The organism is Metabacillus sediminilitoris, assembly GCF_009720625.1.
Taxonomy (GTDB): Bacteria; Bacillota; Bacilli; order Bacillales; family Bacillaceae; genus Metabacillus; species Metabacillus sediminilitoris.
This window is the reverse complement of the sequence record NZ_CP046266.1, coordinates 100,001-121,050: the sequence shown is the minus strand read 5'-3', so window position 1 is coordinate 121,050 and position 21,050 is coordinate 100,001. Positions and strand designations below refer to the sequence as shown.

At 41.6% G+C, this 21,050-nt stretch carries 11 protein-coding genes, 9 tRNA genes and 5 rRNA genes (1 of these 25 cut by a window edge); all 25 read right to left on the bottom strand.

The window, feature by feature from the left end; genetic code table 11:
- Positions 1–13: 13 nt before the first annotated feature.
- On the bottom strand, positions 14–1,471 hold the full coding sequence (gene gltX, locus GMB29_RS00610; protein ID WP_136357963.1) for a glutamate--tRNA ligase: 1,458 nt from the start codon (positions 1,469–1,471) through the stop codon (positions 14–16).
- 241 nt (positions 1,472–1,712) lie between these two features.
- On the bottom strand, positions 1,713–2,192 hold the full coding sequence (ispF, locus tag GMB29_RS00605; RefSeq protein ID WP_136357965.1) for a 2-C-methyl-D-erythritol 2,4-cyclodiphosphate synthase: 480 nt from the start codon (positions 2,190–2,192) through the stop codon (positions 1,713–1,715).
- Positions 2,193–2,269: 77 nt separating this feature from the next.
- Positions 2,270–2,941, bottom strand: coding sequence for a 2-C-methyl-D-erythritol 4-phosphate cytidylyltransferase (gene ispD / locus GMB29_RS00600; protein WP_136357967.1), 672 nt, complete (start codon positions 2,939–2,941; stop codon positions 2,270–2,272).
- 414 nt (positions 2,942–3,355) lie between these two features.
- Positions 3,356–4,453, bottom strand: coding sequence for a PIN/TRAM domain-containing protein (locus tag GMB29_RS00595; protein ID WP_136357969.1), 1,098 nt, complete (start codon positions 4,451–4,453; stop codon positions 3,356–3,358).
- 190 nt (positions 4,454–4,643) lie between these two features.
- Positions 4,644–5,723: a DNA integrity scanning diadenylate cyclase DisA gene (disA, locus tag GMB29_RS00590; RefSeq protein WP_136357971.1), complete on the bottom strand. Its 1,080-nt coding sequence runs from the start codon at positions 5,721–5,723 to the stop codon at positions 4,644–4,646.
- Between the two features lie 3 nt (positions 5,724–5,726).
- Positions 5,727–7,100 carry a DNA repair protein RadA gene (gene radA / locus GMB29_RS00585; RefSeq protein WP_136357973.1) on the bottom strand — a complete coding sequence of 458 codons (1,374 nt, stop codon included), beginning with the start codon at positions 7,098–7,100 and terminating at the stop codon, positions 5,727–5,729.
- A 229-nt stretch (positions 7,101–7,329) separates the two neighbouring features.
- Positions 7,330–9,768, bottom strand: a complete 2,439-nt coding sequence (gene clpC / locus GMB29_RS00580; RefSeq protein ID WP_136357975.1) for an ATP-dependent protease ATP-binding subunit ClpC — start codon at positions 9,766–9,768, stop codon at positions 7,330–7,332.
- Positions 9,765–10,862 carry a protein-arginine kinase McsB gene (locus tag GMB29_RS00575; RefSeq protein ID WP_136357978.1) on the bottom strand — a complete coding sequence of 366 codons (1,098 nt, stop codon included), beginning with the start codon at positions 10,860–10,862 and terminating at the stop codon, positions 9,765–9,767. The genes clpC and GMB29_RS00575 overlap by 4 nt, the downstream gene beginning before the upstream one ends.
- A 2-nt stretch (positions 10,863–10,864) precedes the next feature.
- Positions 10,865–11,416, bottom strand: a complete 552-nt coding sequence (locus tag GMB29_RS00570; RefSeq protein WP_136357980.1) for a protein-arginine kinase activator protein McsA — start codon at positions 11,414–11,416, stop codon at positions 10,865–10,867.
- 15 nt (positions 11,417–11,431) lie between these two features.
- Complete coding sequence (locus GMB29_RS00565; protein ID WP_136357982.1) at positions 11,432–11,893, bottom strand: CtsR family transcriptional regulator; 462 nt, start codon at positions 11,891–11,893, stop codon at positions 11,432–11,434.
- A 125-nt stretch (positions 11,894–12,018) separates the two neighbouring features.
- The gene (locus GMB29_RS00560) at positions 12,019–12,714 is read right to left on the bottom strand and encodes an MgtC/SapB family protein (RefSeq protein WP_227551443.1); all 696 of its coding nucleotides are present in this window, start codon (positions 12,712–12,714) and stop codon (positions 12,019–12,021) included.
- A gap of 333 nt (positions 12,715–13,047) precedes the next feature.
- Positions 13,048–13,163, bottom strand: a 5S ribosomal RNA gene (gene rrf / locus GMB29_RS00555).
- Between the two features lie 81 nt (positions 13,164–13,244).
- A 23S ribosomal RNA gene (locus GMB29_RS00550) occupies positions 13,245–16,174 on the bottom strand.
- A 233-nt stretch (positions 16,175–16,407) separates the two neighbouring features.
- A 16S ribosomal RNA gene (locus tag GMB29_RS00545) occupies positions 16,408–17,957 on the bottom strand.
- Positions 17,958–18,138: 181 nt separating this feature from the next.
- Positions 18,139–18,214 (bottom strand) — tRNA-Ala (locus GMB29_RS00540).
- 18 nt (positions 18,215–18,232) lie between these two features.
- A tRNA-Pro gene (locus GMB29_RS00535) sits at positions 18,233–18,309 on the bottom strand.
- 6 nt (positions 18,310–18,315) lie between these two features.
- Positions 18,316–18,392, bottom strand: a tRNA-Arg gene (locus tag GMB29_RS00530).
- Positions 18,393–18,429: 37 nt separating this feature from the next.
- Positions 18,430–18,518, bottom strand: a tRNA-Leu gene (locus GMB29_RS00525).
- 6 nt (positions 18,519–18,524) lie between these two features.
- Positions 18,525–18,599 (bottom strand) — tRNA-Gly (locus GMB29_RS00520).
- Positions 18,600–18,609: 10 nt separating this feature from the next.
- Positions 18,610–18,695, bottom strand: a tRNA-Leu gene (locus tag GMB29_RS00515).
- 12 nt (positions 18,696–18,707) lie between these two features.
- Positions 18,708–18,783, bottom strand: a tRNA-Lys gene (locus GMB29_RS00510).
- Between the two features lie 158 nt (positions 18,784–18,941).
- Positions 18,942–19,017: transfer RNA gene (locus tag GMB29_RS00505), tRNA-Thr, on the bottom strand.
- Between the two features lie 8 nt (positions 19,018–19,025).
- A tRNA-Val gene (locus tag GMB29_RS00500) sits at positions 19,026–19,101 on the bottom strand.
- A 31-nt stretch (positions 19,102–19,132) separates the two neighbouring features.
- Positions 19,133–19,248: ribosomal RNA gene (gene rrf, locus GMB29_RS00495) — 5S ribosomal RNA — on the bottom strand.
- 81 nt (positions 19,249–19,329) lie between these two features.
- Positions 19,330–21,050: ribosomal RNA gene (locus GMB29_RS00490) — 23S ribosomal RNA — on the bottom strand; it runs 1,209 nt beyond the window's last position.
- The 16S, 23S and 5S rRNA genes sit together here with 9 tRNA genes alongside, the layout of an rRNA operon.

Genomic DNA, 21,050 nt, shown 5'->3' with positions numbered 1-21,050 from the left:
TTTTATAAAAAAGTTAACTAATAATATTTTTTAATCTTGAAATTACCTTATTTCTACCTAATACAGCAATTGATTTTGGTAAATCAGGTCCATGAGTCTGCCCAGTAATTGCAACACGAATTGGCATAAATAAATTTTTACCTTTTTGACCTGTTGCTTTTTGAACAGATTTAATAGACGCTTTAATTGTTTCTGCTGAAAAGTCCTCAGCATTTTCTAACTCTGACACAAATGCAGATAACACAACTGGTACTTGTTCACCAGAGAGTACCTGTTCAGCTTCTTCGTTATAAGCAATATCCTCTTTAAAAAACAATTCAGTTAGGCTAATAATTTCAGCACCGTAACTCATTTGATCCTGGTACAACGCAATCAAACCGCGAACTTGGTCATTTTCTTCGTCACTCATCTGCTCAGATACTTTACCCGCTTTAATTAAATGCGGTAAAGAAAGCTTAACAAGTTCCTCTACTTCAAGCTGTTTTATATATTGATTATTCATCCACGCAAGCTTTTGTTTATCAAAAACTGCAGGGGATTTAGAGAGGCGCGCAGCATCAAAAATATCAATTAACTGATCTTTGCTATATACTTCTTCTTCTCCACCTGGAGACCAGCCTAGCAAAGAAATAAAATTAAATAAAGCTTCTGGTAAATAACCAAGCTCTTCATATTGTTCAATAAATTGGATGATAGACTCATCACGTTTACTTAATTTTTTACGATTTTCATTCACGATTAATGTCATATGTCCGAATACCGGAATATCCCAACCAAATGCTTCGTAAATCATAATTTGTTTAGGTGTATTTGAAATATGATCTTCCCCACGTAACACATGGGAAATTTTCATTAAATGATCATCAATTGCTACCGCGAAGTTATATGTTGGAGTACCATCTTTTTTCACAATAACAAAATCGCCCATGCCCTCTGATTCAAATGAAATATCACCTTTCACCATATCTTGAAAGCGATATTCTTTATTCACTGGGACCCTAAAACGAATACTATATTCTAACCCTTGCGCCTCAAAGCTCTTTTGCTCTTCAGGAGTTAAGCTAGCGTGCTTGCCGGAATATTGAGGTGTTTCTCCACGAGCCATTTGTTCCTCGCGTTCTTTTTCTAGCTCCTCTTCCGTACAATAGCATTTATAAGCTAAACCGTTCTCTAATAATTGATCATAATATTTTTTGTATATATCATTTCTTTCAGATTGACGATATGGTCCATACTCACCGCCGACATCTACACTTTCATCCCAATCAATACCAAGCCAGTTTAAATACTTTAGCTGACTTTCTTCCCCGCCTTCAATGTTACGTTTTTTATCAGTGTCTTCAATACGGATAATAAACTTCCCGCCTTGATTTTTAGCGAATAAATAATTAAATAAGGCCGTTCTTGCATTTCCAATATGTAGATGTCCTGTTGGACTTGGGGCATAACGTACCCTTACTTCATTTGTCATCTCTAAACCTCCAGCAAACTCATTAAAATATGTAAAAAATTATATAAGATGATACATTTCATTACTTTTTAAGTCAGCACTTATTTTATCATCAATAATAGTGAGATACAAACGCTCTTGTCATCTATAGTATTATTCAAATAAGAAGGTTACCATTATTTCAAATTTGGACGGGACAAGTAACAATGACAGATTAAAGGAAATGAAGCGAATAGCGCTTGTTTTCCTTCATACGATTTAATTATTGATGCTTCTGAATTAAAACTGTTGCTTGTGAAGCAATCCCCTCTTGCCGGCCAGTAAATCCTAACTTTTCGGTTGTCGTTGCTTTTACATTTACTTGAGAAAGATCTGCCTCAAGTAATTCAGCAATCCGTTTTCTCATTGAATCTATATGTGGAGCCATTTTGGGTTTTTGTGCAATGATTGTACAATCTATGTTACCAAGTTCATACCCTTTTTCTTTCACCAGATTCCATACATGTGAGAGCAATTTAGCAGAATCAGCATCTTTAAAATTAGGATCTGTATCTGGGAAGTGTTTTCCAATGTCACCTTCCGCAATCGCCCCTAAGCAAGCATCCGCTACCGTATGTAATAACACATCAGCATCTGAGTGTCCTAGCAGCCCTTTTTCATATGGAATCTCGATTCCTCCAATAATTAAAGGTCGGCCTTCAACTAACTGATGTACATCAAAACCTTGTCCAATTCTAATCATTTTCTTCCCTCTTTCTTAACCTACTTAATCTTACATCTACTCTTATTCTCTAACCATCTTTACGATTTACATATTAATCAATCAAGGATAGCCTTTGCTAGTAGTAAATCATCTGGTGTTGTTAATTTAATATTTGTGTAATCCCCTAAGATGATCGAAACGGGCTTTCCAATTCGTTCAATTAGGCTGGCATCATCTGTACCAAGATAGTTTTCTTGATTCGCATGATGATGGGCAGCAAGTATAAGCTCGAGTTGAAATGCCTGCGGGGTTTGCACTGACCATAGTGTAGAACGTTCCACTGTTTCAATGACTTTCCCATTTTCAACCCGTTTTATCGTATCCTTTACAGGGACTGCTAATGTTGCTGCCCCTGTTTCATAAGCTTTTTCTACTAAATCTTCAATTCTTTTATGCGAAATAAACGGTCTAGCTCCATCATGAACAAGAACCAGCTCACCTTTATCAACAGCATGTAATCCATTATGCACACTATACTGTCTCTCACTTCCACCTGACACGATCGCTTTTATTTTTGTAACATCATACTTTTCTAATAGTTTTTGAAAATCTTCCTTTTCTTGATCATTAATAACAAGAATGATTCCTGAGCACATGGTATGCTTTTGAAATACTTTTAAAGTATGTATGATGATAGGGACTTGTTCAAGTTCAATAAACTGTTTATTTTTACCAGCATTCATTCGTTTCCCTTGTCCAGCTGCTAGAATAACGACTTGATATTTCATTACACTTACTCCTCACGAATATTCAGTATACTATCATCATAAAAGATTCCTTCAAATATGTAAAATAGCCCATGAGACACTAGTCACCTAATGTTCCACGGGCTATTGAAAAGCGGAAGCGCCTTGTTCTGCCCCGACAGGCATAAGACGCGCATGAATAGAAGGTGTTCATCGCCTTCAATGCATGTGTAGCTTGCGACCACGAGGCAGTTTAAAACGCGACGTCCTGTCGCTGAAACTGCACTTGCATATCCTGCGCGATCTAAGGCCAGGTGCTGAAGCTAGACATCTAGACTCCCATCATATTTCATTTTAATTCCTTTTCTTATCGAGCAGTACTACCTTACCTAAAGCTTTATAGACAAGCAAAGCAGATAGATTAAGAATAACTTTCATAAAGATCGGAGTAACGCTTTATAATGCCTTCTCTAATAATTTAGGTTTAGCAAAGATCATTCTTCCTGCAGAAGTTTGCAGAACACTTGTTACAAGCACATCTATATGTTTACCAATATAGTTTCGTCCTTCTTCAACAACGATCATCGTGCCATCATCTAAATAAGCGATGCCTTGATTATGTTCTTTCCCATCTTTTATCACTTGTACGTTCATTTCTTCACCAGGGAGTACTACAGGCTTAACGGCATTAGCTAAATCATTAATATTGAGAACATGCACTTTTTGCAGTTCACATACTTTATTCAAATTAAAGTCATTTGTCACAACTACACCGGAAGTCAACTTCGCCAATTTCACTAGCTTGCTATCAACCTCTTGTATATCCTCAAAATCACCTTCATAAATTTCTACATTAATCGCAAGCTCTTTTTGAATTCTATTTAGTATATCTAGCCCTCTGCGACCTCTGTTGCGTTTTAATACATCAGACGAATCGGCAATATGTTGAAGCTCTTCTAGCACAAATTGAGGAATAACAATTGTTCCTTCCAAAAAGCCGGTTTGACAAATATCCGCAATACGACCATCGATAATAACACTTGTATCTAAAATTTTTAGTTTTTTATCTTCTATTTCACTTTCTTCTTCTGCTGCACCCTTTTTCTTACCGATTCGATTTTGTGTAGAAAAAAGATTGATCAATTCATCTCGCTTTTTAAAACCAATTTGAAATCCTAAATATCCAAGTAGTAATGTTAAAAAGATTGGAATGATTGTATTAAACACTGGATATTGAATTTCATTTAAAGGAATACCAATAAGAAAAGCAATTATAAGGCCAAATATTAAACCTAAACTACCAAATAACACATCTGTTACAGGTGCTTTGACAACAGCCTCTTCCAAGACCTTAATCCAATTTACGACATAATCTACTAACCAAAATGTTGCTACAAAAAAAACAATTGCACCTAATACAGCTAAAGTATAAGGTGTATTAATAAAAGGTATGTCTTGCATATTTAATATTCTAAGTAGTTCTGGCATAAAAAGGATTCCTAACATACCACCTATACTTAGAAATAATAACTGTATAATGCGCTTTATTAACATACCTTCACCTCCCTTTTACGATATATCTACTTTATCCTACTTCTTGTACATGTGAAATAGATATTTAAATTTGTAAATAGATTGAAACAAGCCTGTAACGTTACTAAAAAAGATAATTTAAAAAACAATTTTAATATACCCTTATTTAATGAAATTAAAACCAAATTGCTAAAATTTTGATGAAAAATTCTTATAGATGGCGGTCAATTAAAAGCTGATCCTTTAATCTCTTCATCCCTTCAATAATTTTCTTTGCTCTTACCTCACCTATTCCATCTACTTCATCTAATTGTTCTACGGATGCTTGCATAATATGTTTCAACTTTTTATAGTCTGTCACTAAATTTTCAATAATAATCGTTGGCAATCTAGGAATTTTACTTAACATTCGATATCCTCTTGACATGACAGGAGTATCAATGTTTGTAAATGAAGAGTACCCAAGTAATTTAAATAAGACTGAATCCTCTATAAGCTCAAAACTAGAAAGGTCTTGAAGCTGTTTAACAATTTGATGTGGATCAACAGCCTTGTCATTTGCATAATCCTTAATAAGAAGGACAGCTTCTCCTTCTATCCCAGTAAGGAGCTCTGCCAATTGTAACCTAATAAGATGACCTTCTGCCCCCAGCTCGTTCACATAATCATTTATTTCATCTTTTATACGCAATACCATCTCAAATCGATGCAACACTTGCAGCACTTCTTTAAAAGTAACCAAATCTTCAAGCTCTAATGCACCTAAATTCAAGATCGAGTGATCAAGAACAGTCTTATATTTTTCTAGTGTTTGGATCGCCTGATTAGCCTTAGTTAAAATAACACCTATTTCTTTAAGTGCATATCTTAGTTCACCATGATAGAGAGTAATCACATTTCTTCTTTGTGAAATGGCTATCACCAAATTACCTGTTTGTTTTGCCACTCGTTCAGCTGTTCGATGTCTCATCCCAGTTTCAGAAGAATAAATAGAAGGGTCAGGAACTAGCTGAGCATTTGCATAGAGAATCTTATTACCAGAGTCACTTAAAATAATCGCCCCATCCATTTTAGCTAACTCATACAAGTGGGCAGAGGAAAATGTACAATTTATTGAAAAGCCACCGTCTAAAATATCCTTAACTTTATCATTATGACCAATGACAATTAATCCACCTGTTTTTGCACGAAGGACATTTTCGATACCCTCACGCATTGGCGTACCAGGTGCTACAAATTGCAAAATTTCATTTAGCCTTTTTTCACCAGATTTACTCTCTACATCTGTCATCTCCTATCCTCCTAACGTTTTATGGAGGGCCTCAGCTACATTTTTTATCCCAACGATCTCAATGTTATCCGGAGGACTCCACCCACCAATATTTGCTTCAGGAATAATCGCCCGCTTAAATCCAAGCTTTGCAGCTTCTATGACCCTTTGCTCAATCCTCGAAACTCTTCTAACCTCTCCAGTTAAACCAACTTCACCAATTATGACATCTGTTGGTTTTGGTGGTGCATCTTTAAAGCTTGAAGCAATACTTACAGCAACAGCTAAATCGATAGCTGGTTCATCAAGTTTAATTCCACCCGCAACCTTCAAATAGGCATCTTGATTTTGCAGAAGGAGTCCTACACGTTTCTCTAACACTGCCATTAATAATGGGACACGATTATGATCGATACCTGTTGCCATTCTCCTTGGATTACCAAAGCTTGTAGGTGAAATTAATGCCTGAATTTCAACAAGAACCGGTCTAGTTCCCTCCATTGAGGCTACTACCGTTGATCCAGCAGCACCTTTCGATCTTTCTTCTAAAAATATTTCTGAAGGATTTTTTACTTCTTCTAAACCTGATTCCTTCATCTCAAAAATACCCATTTCATTCGTTGATCCAAAACGATTCTTCACGGCTCGTAAAATGCGGTATGTATGATGTCTTTCTCCTTCAAAGTAGAGTACAGTATCTACCATGTGCTCTAATAAACGCGGACCAGCAATTGATCCTTCCTTTGTAACATGACCGACAATAAAAATAGCGATACCTTTTGTTTTAGCAATTCTCATTAGATCTGCTGTTGATTCTCTTACTTGTGATACACTTCCTGGAGCTGAGCTTAATTCACTATGGAATACCGTTTGAATGGAATCAACAACAACAAATGAAGGGTTTGTTTCCTCAATTGCCTGAGAAATATAACTCATATCTGTTTCTGATAAGACGAATAGTTTATCTGCTTTTACTCCTAAGCGATCTGCTCTTAATTTCGTTTGTTTAACAGATTCTTCTCCGGATATATATAAGACATCGTGACCATTATCTGCTAATTGGGAGGATACTTGCAGCAGAAGCGTAGACTTACCAATACCAGGATCACCACCAATTAACACGAGAGACCCTTTAACAATACCGCTTCCTAATACACGGTTAAATTCTTTTAAATTTGTAAAAATCCTTGGTTCTTGGGTTGTTTCGATATTTGTAATCGGGGAAGGTTTTTGAACGGTTTGGTTGGAATGAGCAAAAGTAGCCTTTCTTGGCGATACAGGCTTCAAAATCTCCTCTGTCATTTTATTCCATTCTCCACAACCTGGGCATTTACCCATCCATTTCGGTGATTCGTATCCACATGATTGACAAATAAATTTCACCTTTGTTTTAGCCATGAAAGTGTTCCTCTCTTATTAGATTACCAAGTAGTAGAGTTAATTATGATACTTATCTCAATTATATAGAAAGTAGAGGATATTTTGAGGAATCTTTTTTAACATAAAAATTGAAATTCCTCCAAATATAAGAAAGTGAGGCACACATTTCGTAGTATGCCTCAATTGGTTTACACATTTTTATTCTATATGTCCTACTCTTACATTTGATTGTAGGTAGCTATAAAATTTATCTAACTTCTTCCTTTTCAGCCGTCTTAACGACAAATTCACCGTTTTCTACATCTAAAATAATTTTTTGGCCTTTATCAATTGTACCCCTTAATAATTCTTCTGAAAGTCGATCCTCAACATTCTTTTGAATAGAACGACGTAAAGGTCTTGCACCATATTCAAGATCAATCCCCTCATCTGCAATTTTTTCGATAGCAGATTCAGTTAATTCCAATGATAAATCTTGTTCTTTTAGTCGTTTCGTTAATTGATCTGACATAAGAGTAACGATTTCTTTTAAATGTTTCTTTTCTAATGAGTGGAACACGATAATTTCATCAATACGGTTAATGAATTCTGGTCGGAATGCACGTTTTAACTCATCCATTACTTTGCCTTTCATATCCTTGTAATTTTGAGTTTCGTCTTGAACATTAAAGCCAACATATTTATTTCGCTTTAATTCACTTGCTCCAACATTTGATGTCATAATTAAAATTGTATTTCTAAAGTCTACAGTACGTCCTTTAGAGTCAGTTAATCGGCCATCCTCTAGTACTTGTAATAAGATATTGAATACATCAGGATGAGCTTTTTCAATTTCATCTAAAAGAACAACAGAGTATGGCTTTCTTCTAACCTTTTCAGTTAATTGACCGCCTTCTTCATAACCTACGTAACCAGGAGGTGAACCAACTAAACGAGAAGTAGAGTGTTTCTCCATATACTCGGACATATCGATACGAATCATGGCGTCTTCATCGCCGAAGATTGATTCTGCCAATGCTCTTGCAAGCTCCGTTTTACCTACACCAGTCGGTCCTAAGAAAATAAATGAACCAATCGGACGTTTTGGATCCTTTAACCCTGCACGTGCACGACGGACAGCTTTTGCAACAGCAACAACTGCTTCATCTTGCCCGATGACTCTAGAGTGAAGGAGACTTTCCATGTTTAATAATTTATCTGTTTCCGTTTGAGCTAACCGGGATACTGGTACTCCGGTCCAACTAGAAACGACCATTGCAATATCATCAACCGTAACTTCTGTATTCTCTTGACCTTGCTTTTCTTTCCATGTTTTCTTTGTTTCTTCAAGCTGTTCACGCAAGCGTTGCTCTGTATCACGTAAGGAAGCTGCTTTTTCAAACTCCTGACTTTGTACAGAAGCGTCCTTCTCTTTGCGAATTTCATCAAGCTTATGCTCAAGCTCTTTTAAATTAGGCGGTGTTGTGAAAGAGCGTAAGCGAACTTTTGATCCTGCCTCATCAATTAAATCAATTGCTTTATCTGGTAAAAATCGATCAGAAATATAACGATCAGATAATTTTACAGCAGCATCAATGGCTTCATCTGTAATAGAAACTCGATGATGTGCCTCATAACGATCACGTAATCCTTTTAAAATTTGAATACTTTCCTCAGGTGTCGGCTCATCTACTTGAATTGGTTGGAATCTACGTTCTAATGCAGCATCTTTCTCAATGTATTTTCGATATTCATCAAGTGTTGTTGCTCCAATACACTGTAATTCACCTCTAGCTAATGAAGGCTTTAAAATATTTGAAGCATCAATGGCACCCTCAGCTCCACCAGCACCGATTAATGTATGAAGCTCATCAATAAAGAGAATGATATTTCCAGCTTGACGTATTTCATCCATTACCTTCTTAAGACGGTCCTCAAACTCACCTCGGTATTTCGTACCAGCAACAACTGTACCCATATCAAGTGTCATAACACGTTTATCACGTAAGATTTCCGGCACTTCATTTTGTACAATTTGTTGAGCAAGACCTTCTGCAATCGCAGTTTTACCTACACCTGGCTCACCAATTAAAACAGGATTATTTTTAGTACGGCGGCTTAACACTTCAATAACTCGTTGAATTTCCTTGCTTCTACCAATAACAGGATCCAAACTTCCTTCTCTAGCAATAGCCGTTAAATCTCTAGCAAGGCTATCAAGCGTTGGCGTATTAGCACTTGCCATACTGCCTTGATGATTTGAAGACGTTTCATTGCTACCTAATAGTTGAAGTACTTGTTGTCTTGCTTTATTTAAACTTACACCTAGATTATTCAGTACTCGTGCAGCAACTCCTTCGCCTTCACGAATTAAGCCAAGTAATATATGCTCTGTTCCAACATATGAATGACCTAACTTTCTCGCTTCATCCATAGAAAGCTCAATAACTTTCTTTGCCCGCGGTGTGTAATGAATTGTTTGAGAAGCATCTTGGCCTCTGCCAATTAAGCCTTCAACCTCTTTTTGGATTTTTTCAGGACCTAAGCCTAATGCTAATAAAGCTTTAGCAGCTATTCCTTCACCTTCACTAACAAGCCCTAAAAGAATGTGCTCTGTTCCAATATTATTATGACCTAAACGAACTGCTTCCTCTTGTGCTAATGCAAGTACCTTTTGAGCGCGCTCTGTAAATCTTCCAAACATCATGATTCATCATCCTCCATCCGTTTTTTACGTTCCATTTCTAAATTCAACCGTTCTCTAATTAAAGCTGCACGGCGAATATCTCTCTCATTTGGACGTAATGGTCCACCAAAATATTGTTGTAAAAATCCAGGTTGAGTTAAAATCATAAGTTCATTTAGAATAGTGCGAGATAGATCTTTTATAATTCCTAAATCAATACCCAATCGAACATCTGATAAACACTTTGCTGTTTCACTAGATTCAATAATACGACTATACGTTAACGTACCTAAAGATCTGAACACTCTATCTTCTAACTGATTTTGGGAGCTGTTGTAAAGAGCTTCACGAGTTGTTCTTTCTTGGGTTATTAATTGTTGAACTACACTGATAAGGTCTTCAACGATGTCTTTTTCGGATTTCCCTAGTGTTATTTGGTTCGAAATCTGAAAAATATTGCCAACTGCCTCGCTGCCCTCACCATAAATACCTCTTACCACTAGCCCCAAATGGTTAATAGCGGGAATAATTCGATTTATTTTCTGTGTTAGAACCATTGCTGGTAAGTGCATCATAACAGATGCCCTTAATCCTGTACCTACATTTGTTGGACAACTTGTTAAATAACCACATTGTTCATCAAACGCGTAATCTACTTCTTCTTCAATCCAATTATCAAACTTATTTGCCATTTCTAATGCCTCTCCCAGTTGTAACCCAGGAAATAGACACTGAATTCGGATGTGATCTTCTTCATTTATCATAATACTTACTTCTTCGTTTTCAGAAAGTAAGCATCCTCCAAAAATAGCATTCTCAGATAAGTTCGGACTGATTAAATGCTTTTCGACTAACACCCTTTTTTGAATTGGCTGTAATTCATTCATTTTTAGTAACTCTAACCTGCCAATTTTGGGGAATGTTTTGTTTTTTAATGTTGTTTCAAAAAAATGTAGAACTTCTTGTGATTCTTCATACGTGGAGAGCGTCGGAAAATTAAACTTTTCGATATTACGTGCTAAACGAATCCGACTGCTTAATACAATATCTGAATCAGGTCCTTCCTTGTTCATCCACGAACTCATTGCATGATTCATAAAATTTTGGAGTGACACTATTAAGATCCCTCCTCTTGTGAGCTACTCAATTTCTTTTCAAGAGATCTAATTTCGTCTCTTACCATTGCAGCTTGCTCAAACTCTTCTTGGATAATAAACTCATGAATTTTATTTTTCAACCCTTCTATTTGCTTGCGTATATGGATATCTCCTCCAATACGTTCAGGAATCTTCCCTGTATGAACTGTATTTCCTCCATGCACACGCTTAAGGATTGGATTGATATAAATATTAAATGTATGATAGCAATTTGAACAGCCAAAACGTCCAGTTTGTTTAAATTGAGAAAATGTCATTTTACATCTGTCACATTGAAGTTCATCACCAGTATTAAAGACTTTTTGTTCTTTCTTCTTATGAAGATCAGCTTCAATATTAAGTAAACCAGTAAGTAAATTATTTAAAGAAAAGCCCGTGTTAGCATTAAACATAAAAAGTTCACTGTTTTCTTGTGCACAATGCTCACAAATATGAACTTCTGTTTTTTCACCATTGACTACCTTCGTAAAGTGAAACGTTGCCGGTCTTTCCTTACACTCTTGGCATATCATCCGTCTCCCCTTCTTTCACTTGTATTTCAATGTTGTTATCATGGCCTTAAACATCCTTGCTCTTAACTCATCCCTATGTGGGAGATCTATATATAGGACTGAGCGATCAATCACGCTTAACATTAATTTTGCTTCACGAGCAGAAATCACTTTTTCTCTTATTAGCCGACCTATAATGTCTTCCGCAGAAGCTTGTGAAAGTCGATTTTGAATTAAGTGTAAGATTTGGTCTAGTAGATGGGCTTGATTATTCGATTGCACTTTTATAATACGTATATAACCGCCCCCGCCGCGCTTACTTTCTACAACATACCCTCTCTCAATTGTAAATCTGGTATTTATTACATAGTTTATCTGTGAAGGCACACACTGAAATTTATCGGCAATTTCACTCCGTTTAATTTCAACGATTTCTTTGCCACTATTGTCCAGTACATGTTTAAGATACTGTTCAATAATGTCTGAAATATTTCTCACTCAACCTCCCCCTCACTGACTTTGACTATATTTGACTATAGTCATACTATAAATGGAACAGAAAAATTTTTCAACTCTTCTGTCTCATTTTAAATATTGCCAAAATAAGTTCAGGTAAAACGTACTTAAAATATTTTTTCCACTTCATCAATTTCTACTAAAATTTCCCCTAAATCGGCATGAAATAGAGAAGAAATGTCAAAGTCTAACTGATACTGAAACATTGCATGATTATTTTTATCCTTACTGCAGGATGTCAAAGTTATTTTATGTACTGTTACGCCATAGGGTGCTAGTTTCGCTATTACTTGATCAATGGTTGTCTTTTGTGAATGGACCACTATTTTCATTTTCTTTCTTGTTCTTTTAACATTCATATATTTTTCAAGTCGATTTAAAAATACCAAACACATTAATACAATTACAGTAGTAAAAAATGCAATAACATACATACCTGCTCCAATAACTAAGCCTAACCCAGCAACAATCCAAATGGATGCAGCTGTCGTTAACCCTCTTATCGTTGCACCTTTCACAAGAATCGTACCCCCGCCTAAAAAACCGATACCGCTGATGACATACGATGGAATCCTAGCTGGATCAAACTGAACTTGGGAAGTATGACGTTCTATATAATTTTCAAATCCATATAGAGATAATATCATCATTAAACATGAACCTAATCCTACTAGTAAATGTGTCCGAAAACCAGCAGGATGATTATTAAACTCTCTTTCTAGCCCTATTAAACCGCATAAAACTGTTGCGATTAATATACGAGTAAACATGATATATGTATCTTGATTTAAAAACTCAAACATATTCAATCTTGTCTCCTCTTTTGCCTAAATAAATGATCTAATATATATATACTCAAATCATTATTTTTAAACACATTTATTAATAAAAATAAATATTTTTATTTTTATCCTATAACTAAATATATTTTTATGAATGGATTAAAGGCCTTGTTAATAAGGATCATGAGTTTAGTAGGATAGGTTAATGAAGAGGGTTGTTTGAGTATAAGTACTGAAGATAAAATTTTCGACACACATTTCTCGACTATATCGATATCTTTACGTGATTTTCCTACAATTTTTGTTAAAAAACAACAAAAAAGACCAGTATCTCTACTGATCTTCTCTCTTCTTACTTGGCAACGTCCTACTCTCACAAGGGGAAACCCCTAACTACCATCGGCGCTGAAGAGCTTAACTTCCGTGTTCGGCATGGGAACGGGTGTGACCTCTTCGCCATCGTCACCAAATAATATTAAGTTTGAAGGGATATTCCTTCAAAACTAGATAACGATTCACAATTCAATTCACTTTGTTTAACGCATATATATTAGGTTAAGTCCTCGATCGATTAGTATCAGTCAGCTCCACACGTCACCGCGCTTCCACCTCTGACCTATCAACCTGATCATCTTTCAGGGATCTTACTAGCTTACGCTATGGGAAATCTCATCTTGAGGGGGGCTTCATGCTTAGATGCTTTCAGCACTTATCCCTTCCGCACATAGCTACCCAGCTATGCCTTTGGCAAGACAACTGGTACACCAGCGGTGCGTCCATCCCGGTCCTCTCGTACTAAGGACAGCTCCTCTCAAATTTCCTACGCCCACGACGGATAGGGACCGAACTGTCTCACGACGTTCTGAACCCAGCTCGCGTACCGCTTTAATGGGCGAACAGCCCAACCCTTGGGACCGACTACAGCCCCAGGATGCGATGAGCCGACATCGAGGTGCCAAACCTCCCCGTCGATGTGGACTCTTGGGGGAGATAAGCCTGTTATCCCCGGGGTAGCTTTTATCCGTTGAGCGATGGCCCTTCCATGCGGAACCACCGGATCACTAAGCCCGACTTTCGTCCCTGCTCGACTTGTAGGTCTCGCAGTCAAGCTCCCTTGTGCCTTTACACTCTACGAATGATTTCCAACCATTCTGAGGGAACCTTTGGGCGCCTCCGTTACATTTTAGGAGGCGACCGCCCCAGTCAAACTGCCCACCTGACACTGTCTCCCAGCCCGATAAGGGCTGCGGGTTAGAATTTCAATACAGCCAGGGTAGTATCCCACCGACGCCTCCACCGAAGCTAGCGCTCCGGCTTCTCAGGCTCCTACCTATCCTGTACAAGCTGTACCAAAATTCAATATCAGGCTACAGTAAAGCTCCACGGGGTCTTTCCGTCCTGTCGCGGGTAACCTGCATCTTCACAGGTACTATAATTTCACCGAGTCTCTCGTTGAGACAGTGCCCAGATCGTTACGCCTTTCGTGCGGGTCGGAACTTACCCGACAAGGAATTTCGCTACCTTAGGACCGTTATAGTTACGGCCGCCGTTTACTGGGGCTTCGGTTCAAAGCTTCGCTTGCGCTAACCTCTCCCCTTAACCTTCCAGCACCGGGCAGGCGTCAGCCCCTATACTTCGCCTTGCGGCTTCGCAGAGACCTGTGTTTTTGCTAAACAGTCGCCTGGGCCTATTCACTGCGGCTTTTCGCAGGGCAAGCCCTGAAAAAGCACCCCTTCTCCCGAAGTTACGGGGTCATTTTGCCGAGTTCCTTAACGAGAGTTCTCTCGCTCACCTTAGGATTCTCTCCTCGCCTACCTGTGTCGGTTTGCGGTACGGGCACCTCTCACCTCGCTAGAGGCTTTTCTTGGCAGTGTGGAATCAGGAACTTCGGTACTATATTTCCCTCGCCATCACAGCTCAGCCTTTACGACAACGGGATTTGCCTCGTTATCAGCCTAACTGCTTGGACGCGCTAATCCAACAGCGCGCTTACCCTATCCTTCTGCGTCCCCCCATTGCTCAAATGGTGAGGAGGTGGTACAGGAATTTCAACCTGTTGTCCATCGCCTACGCCTTTCGGCCTCGGCTTAGGTCCCGACTAACCCTGAGCGGACGAGCCTTCCTCAGGAAACCTTAGGCATTCGGTGGAGGGGATTCTCACCCCTCTTTCGCTACTCATACCGGCATTCTCACTTCTAAGCGCTCCACTAGTCCTTCCGGTCTAGCTTCACAGCCCTTAGAACGCTCTCCTACCATTGTTCGTAAGAACAATCCACAGCTTCGGTGATACGTTTAGCCCCGGTACATTTTCGGCGCAGAGTCACTCGACCAGTGAGCTATTACGCACTCTTTAAATGGTGGCTGCTTCTAAGCCAACATCCTGGTTGTCTAAGCAACTCCACATCCTTTTCCACTTAACGTATACTTTGGGACCTTAGCTGGTGGTCTGGGCTGTTTCCCTCTTGACTACGGATCTTATCACTCGCAGTCTGACTCCTGAACATAAGTCTTTGGCATTCGGAGTTTGACTGAATTCGGTAACCCGATGGGGGCCCCTAGTCCAATCAGTGCTCTACCTCCAAGACTCTCAATTTCAAGGCTAGCCCTAAAGCTATTTCGGAGAGAACCAGCTATCTCCAAGTTCGATTGGAATTTCTCCGCTACCCACACCTCATCCCCGCACTTTTCAACGTGCGTGGGTTCGGGCCTCCATTCAGTGTTACCTGAACTTCACCCTGGACATGGGTAGATCACCTGGTTTCGGGTCTACGACCACGTACTCTTTCGCCCTATTCAGACTCGCTTTCGCTGCGGCTCCGTCTCATCAACTTAACCTTGCACGGGATCGTAACTCGCCGGTTCATTCTACAAAAGGCACGCCATTACCCATTAACGGGCTTTGACTACTTGTAGGCACACGGTTTCAGGATCTCTTTCACTCCCCTTCCGGGGTGCTTTTCACCTTTCCCTCACGGTACTGGTTCACTATCGGTCACTAGGGAGTATTTAGCCTTGGGAGATGGTCCTCCCTGCTTCCGACGGGATTTCACGTGTCCCGCCGTACTCAGGATCCACTCTGGAGGGAACGAAGTTTCAACTACAGGGTTGTTACCTTCTTTGACGGGCCTTTCCAGACCTCTTCATTTACTCCGTTCCTTTGTAACTCCGTATAGAGTGTCCTACAACCCCAAGAGGCAAGCCTCTTGGTTTGGGCTAATTCCGTTTCGCTCGCCGCTACTTGGGAAATCGCGTTTGCTTTCTCTTCCTCCGGGTACTTAGATGTTTCAGTTCCCCGGGTCTGCCTTTATCACCCTATGTATTCAGGTGAAAATACTACTCCATTACGAGCAGTGGGTTCCCCCATTCGGAAATCTCCGGATCAAAGCTTACTTACAGCTCCCCGAAGCATATCGGTGTTAGTACCGTCCTTCATCGGCTCCTAGTGCCAAGGCATCCACCGTGCGCCCTTAACAACTTAACCTTTGACATTATAAATGTCATTTTAATCATTATTAAGAGAATCACTAAACTAAGCGTTTAAACTCAGTGAATTACTTGAATTGTTATCGTTATCTAGTTTTCAAGGAACATAAAGCACAGGACGTGCAAATGCTACAAGCATTTATACTCCTATGTTTTGTATCTTACATATAAGAAAGATCAGAATGATCTCTCAAAACTAAACAAAAACCAAGTGTGCCTCATTTTCCTTAGAAAGGAGGTGATCCAGCCGCACCTTCCGATACGGCTACCTTGTTACGACTTCACCCCAATCATCTGTCCCACCTTAGGCGGCTGGCTCCTTACGGTTACCCCACCGACTTCGGGTGTTACAAACTCTCGTGGTGTGACGGGCGGTGTGTACAAGGCCCGGGAACGTATTCACCGCGGCATGCTGATCCGCGATTACTAGCGATTCCGGCTTCATGCAGGCGAGTTGCAGCCTGCAATCCGAACTGAGAATGGTTTTATGGGATTGGCTTGACTTCGCAGTCTTGCAGCCCTTTGTACCATCCATTGTAGCACGTGTGTAGCCCAGGTCATAAGGGGCATGATGATTTGACGTCATCCCCACCTTCCTCCGGTTTGTCACCGGCAGTCACCTTAGAGTGCCCAACTGAATGCTGGCAACTAAGATCAAGGGTTGCGCTCGTTGCGGGACTTAACCCAACATCTCACGACACGAGCTGACGACAACCATGCACCACCTGTCACCACTGTCCCCGAAGGGAAAGGTATATCTCTATACCGGTCAGTGGGATGTCAAGACCTGGTAAGGTTCTTCGCGTTGCTTCGAATTAAACCACATGCTCCACCGCTTGTGCGGGCCCCCGTCAATTCCTTTGAGTTTCAGTCTTGCGACCGTACTCCCCAGGCGGAGTGCTTAATGCGTTTGCTGCAGCACTAAAGGGCGGAAACCCTCTAACACTTAGCACTCATCGTTTACGGCGTGGACTACCAGGGTATCTAATCCTGTTCGCTCCCCACGCTTTCGCGCCTCAGTGTCAGTTACAGACCAGAAAGTCGCCTTCGCCACTGGTGTTCCTCCAAATCTCTACGCATTTCACCGCTACACTTGGAATTCCACTTTCCTCTTCTGCACTCAAGTTCCCCAGTTTCCAATGACCCTCCACGGTTGAGCCGTGGGCTTTCACATCAGACTTAAGAAACCACCTGCGCGCGCTTTACGCCCAATAATTCCGGACAACGCTTGCCACCTACGTATTACCGCGGCTGCTGGCACGTAGTTAGCCGTGGCTTTCTGGTTAGGTACCGTCAAGGTACCAGCAGTTACTCTGGTACTTGTTCTTCCCTAACAACAGAACTTTACGACCCGAAGGCCTTCATCGTTCACGCGGCGTTGCTCCGTCAGACTTTCGTCCATTGCGGAAGATTCCCTACTGCTGCCTCCCGTAGGAGTCTGGGCCGTGTCTCAGTCCCAGTGTGGCCGATCACCCTCTCAGGTCGGCTACGCATCGTCGCCTTGGTGAGCCGTTACCTCACCAACTAGCTAATGCGCCGCGGGTCCATCTGTAAGTGATAGCCGAAGCCATCTTTCAATGTCGAACCATGCGGTTCGAAATGTTATCCGGTATTAGCTCCGGTTTCCCGGAGTTATCCCAATCTTACAGGCAGGTTACCCACGTGTTACTCACCCGTCCGCCGCTAATCTTTGGGAGCAAGCTCCCTCAGATTCGCTCGACTTGCATGTATTAGGCACGCCGCCAGCGTTCGTCCTGAGCCAGGATCAAACTCTCCAATAAAGAGTTGATATAGCTCATAAATTTGTACTTTATAGTACGTTGTTTTGTTAATCGAAATTAACGTTGGCACGCTTGGTTTTGTTTAGTTTTCAAAGATCATTTTTTGTCGTTTCTCTCAGAAGCGACTTTATTATAATACCAAACTTCACAACCATAAGTCAAGAAGTTTTTTTAAAATATTTGGTGGAGCCTAGCGGGATCGAACCGCTGACCTCCTGCGTGCAAAGCAGGCGCTCTCCCAGCTGAGCTAAGGCCCCGTAATTTTTTAAAAATAATGGTCGGGAAGACAGGATTCGAACCTGCGACCCCTTGGTCCCAAACCAAGTGCTCTACCAAGCTGAGCTACTTCCCGAATATATGGCGCGCCCGAGAGGAGTCGAACCCCTAACCTTTTGATCCGTAGTCAAACGCTCTATCCAATTGAGCTACGGGCGCATATTATTTATTATTATCTTGTTGATCTTTTCTATATTGGTGCCGAGGACCGGAATCGAACCGGTACGGTAGTCACCTACCGCAGGATTTTAAGTCCTGTGCGTCTGCCAGTTCCGCCACCCCGGCACTTACTGGAGCGGAAGACGGGATTCGAACCCGCGACCCCCACCTTGGCAAGGTGGTGTTCTACCACTGAACTACTTCCGCAATATTTAAATGGTGCGGGTGAAGGGACTTGAACCCCCACGTCACAAAGACACTAGATCCTAAGTCTAGCGCGTCTGCCAATTCCGCCACACCCGCAAGGTGTATAAATGGTGAGCCATGAAGGACTCGAACCTTCGACCCTCTGATTAAAAGTCAGATGCTCTACCGACTGAGCTAATGGCTCTTAGTTTTAAAACACTCTTAGTATAGCCGCCCAAATCTCAGAAGGACTATTCAAGGAGCGACTCGATTTGTGCGCTGATGTTTCGCTTCGCAGTTTATTCGAACGTGCTCTACCGACTGAGCTAATGGCTCATTTCAATATGATTCTATTAAAATAAGTGGTGCCGGCGAGAGGACTTGAACCCCCAACCTACTGATTACAAGTCAGTTGCTCTACCAATTGAGCTACACCGGCAAATAAAATGGTGGAGGATGACGGGATCGAACCGCCGACCCTCTGCTTGTAAGGCAGATGCTCTCCCAGCTGAGCTAATCCTCCGGATTAAGGTTGTACAATGTACAGCCTTCTTACTTGGCAACGTCCTACTCTCACAAGGGGAAACCCCTAACTACCATCGGCGCTGAAGAGCTTAACTTCCGTGTTCGGCATGGGAACGGGTGTGACCTCTTCGCCATCGTCACCAAATAATATTAAGTTTGAAGGGATATTCCTTCAAAACTAGATAACGATTCACAATTCAATTCACTTTGTTTAACGCATATATATTAGGTTAAGTCCTCGATCGATTAGTATCAGTCAGCTCCACACGTCACCGCGCTTCCACCTCTGACCTATCAACCTGATCATCTTTCAGGGATCTTACTAGCTTACGCTATGGGAAATCTCATCTTGAGGGGGGCTTCATGCTTAGATGCTTTCAGCACTTATCCCTTCCGCACATAGCTACCCAGCTATGCCTTTGGCAAGACAACTGGTACACCAGCGGTGCGTCCATCCCGGTCCTCTCGTACTAAGGACAGCTCCTCTCAAATTTCCTACGCCCACGACGGATAGGGACCGAACTGTCTCACGACGTTCTGAACCCAGCTCGCGTACCGCTTTAATGGGCGAACAGCCCAACCCTTGGGACCGACTACAGCCCCAGGATGCGATGAGCCGACATCGAGGTGCCAAACCTCCCCGTCGATGTGGACTCTTGGGGGAGATAAGCCTGTTATCCCCGGGGTAGCTTTTATCCGTTGAGCGATGGCCCTTCCATGCGGAACCACCGGATCACTAAGCCCGACTTTCGTCCCTGCTCGACTTGTAGGTCTCGCAGTCAAGCTCCCTTGTGCCTTTACACTCTACGAATGATTTCCAACCATTCTGAGGGAACCTTTGGGCGCCTCCGTTACATTTTAGGAGGCGACCGCCCCAGTCAAACTGCCCACCTGACACTGTCTCCCAGCCCGATAAGGGCTGCGGGTTAGAATTTCAATACAGCCAGGGTAGTATCCCACCGACGCCTCCACCGAAGCTAGCGCTCCGGCTTCTCAGGCTCCTACCTATCCTGTACAAGCTGTACCAAAATTCAATATCAGGCTACAGTAAAGCTCCACGGGGTCTTTCCGTCCTGTCGCGGGTAACCTGCATCTTCACAGGTACTATAATTTCACCGAGTCTCTCGTTGAGACAGTGCCCAGATCGTTACGCCTTTCGTGCGGGTCGGAACTTACCCGACAAGGAATTTCGCTACCTTAGGACCGTTATAGTTACGGCCGCCGTTTACTGGGGCTTCGGTTCAAAGCTTCGCTTGCGCTAACCTCTCCCCTTAACCTTCCAGCACCGGGCAGGCGTCAGCCCCTATACTTCGCCTTGCGGCTTCGCAGAGACCTGTGTTTTTGCTAAACAGTCGCCTGGGCCTATTCACTGCGGCTTTTCGCAGGGCAAGCCCTGAAAAAGCACCCCTTCTCCCGAAGTTACGGGGTCATTTTGCCGAGTTCCTTAACGAGAGTTCTCTCGCTCACCTTAGGATTCTCTCCTCGCCTACCTGTGTCGGTTTGCGGTACGGGCACCTCTCACCTCGCTAGAGGCTTTTCTTGGCAGTGTGGAATCAGGAACTTCGGTACTATATTTCCCTCGCCATCACAGCTCAGCCTTTACGACAACGGGATTTGCCTCGTTATCAGCCTAACTGCTTGGACGCGCTAATCCAACAGCGCGCTTACCCTATCCTTCTGCGTCCCCCCATTGCTCAAATGGTGAGGAGGTGGTACAGGAATTTCAACCTGTTGTCCATCGCCTACGCCTTTCGGCCTCGGCTTAGGTCCCGACTAACCCTGAGCGGACGAGCCTTCCTCAGGAAACCTTAGGCATTCGGTGGAGGGGATTCTCACCCCTCTTTCGCTACTCATACCGGCATTCTCACTTCTAAGCGCTCCACTAGTCCTTCCGGTCTAGCTTCACAGCCCTTAGAACGCTCTCCTACCATTGTTCGTAAGAACAAT

Excerpts from the sequence above, each read along its gene's own strand:
- ispF (WP_136357965.1), bottom strand. The coding sequence starts at position 2,192 with ATGATTAGAATTGGACAAGGTTTTGATGTACATCAGTTAGTTGAAGGC.
- ispD (WP_136357967.1), bottom strand. The coding sequence starts at position 2,941 with ATGAAATATCAAGTCGTTATTCTAGCAGCTGGACAAGGGAAACGAATG.
- GMB29_RS00560 (WP_227551443.1), bottom strand. The coding sequence starts at position 12,714 with ATGTTTGAGTTTTTAAATCAAGATACATATATCATGTTTACTCGTATA.
- gltX (WP_136357963.1), bottom strand. The coding sequence starts at position 1,471 with ATGACAAATGAAGTAAGGGTACGTTATGCCCCAAGTCCAACAGGACAT.
- clpC (WP_136357975.1), bottom strand. The coding sequence starts at position 9,768 with ATGATGTTTGGAAGATTTACAGAGCGCGCTCAAAAGGTACTTGCATTA.
- disA (WP_136357971.1), bottom strand. The coding sequence starts at position 5,723 with ATGACAGATGTAGAGAGTAAATCTGGTGAAAAAAGGCTAAATGAAATT.
- GMB29_RS00570 (WP_136357980.1), bottom strand. The coding sequence starts at position 11,416 with ATGATATGCCAAGAGTGTAAGGAAAGACCGGCAACGTTTCACTTTACG.
- radA (WP_136357973.1), bottom strand. The coding sequence starts at position 7,100 with ATGGCTAAAACAAAGGTGAAATTTATTTGTCAATCATGTGGATACGAA.
- GMB29_RS00595 (WP_136357969.1), bottom strand. The coding sequence starts at position 4,453 with ATGTTAATAAAGCGCATTATACAGTTATTATTTCTAAGTATAGGTGGT.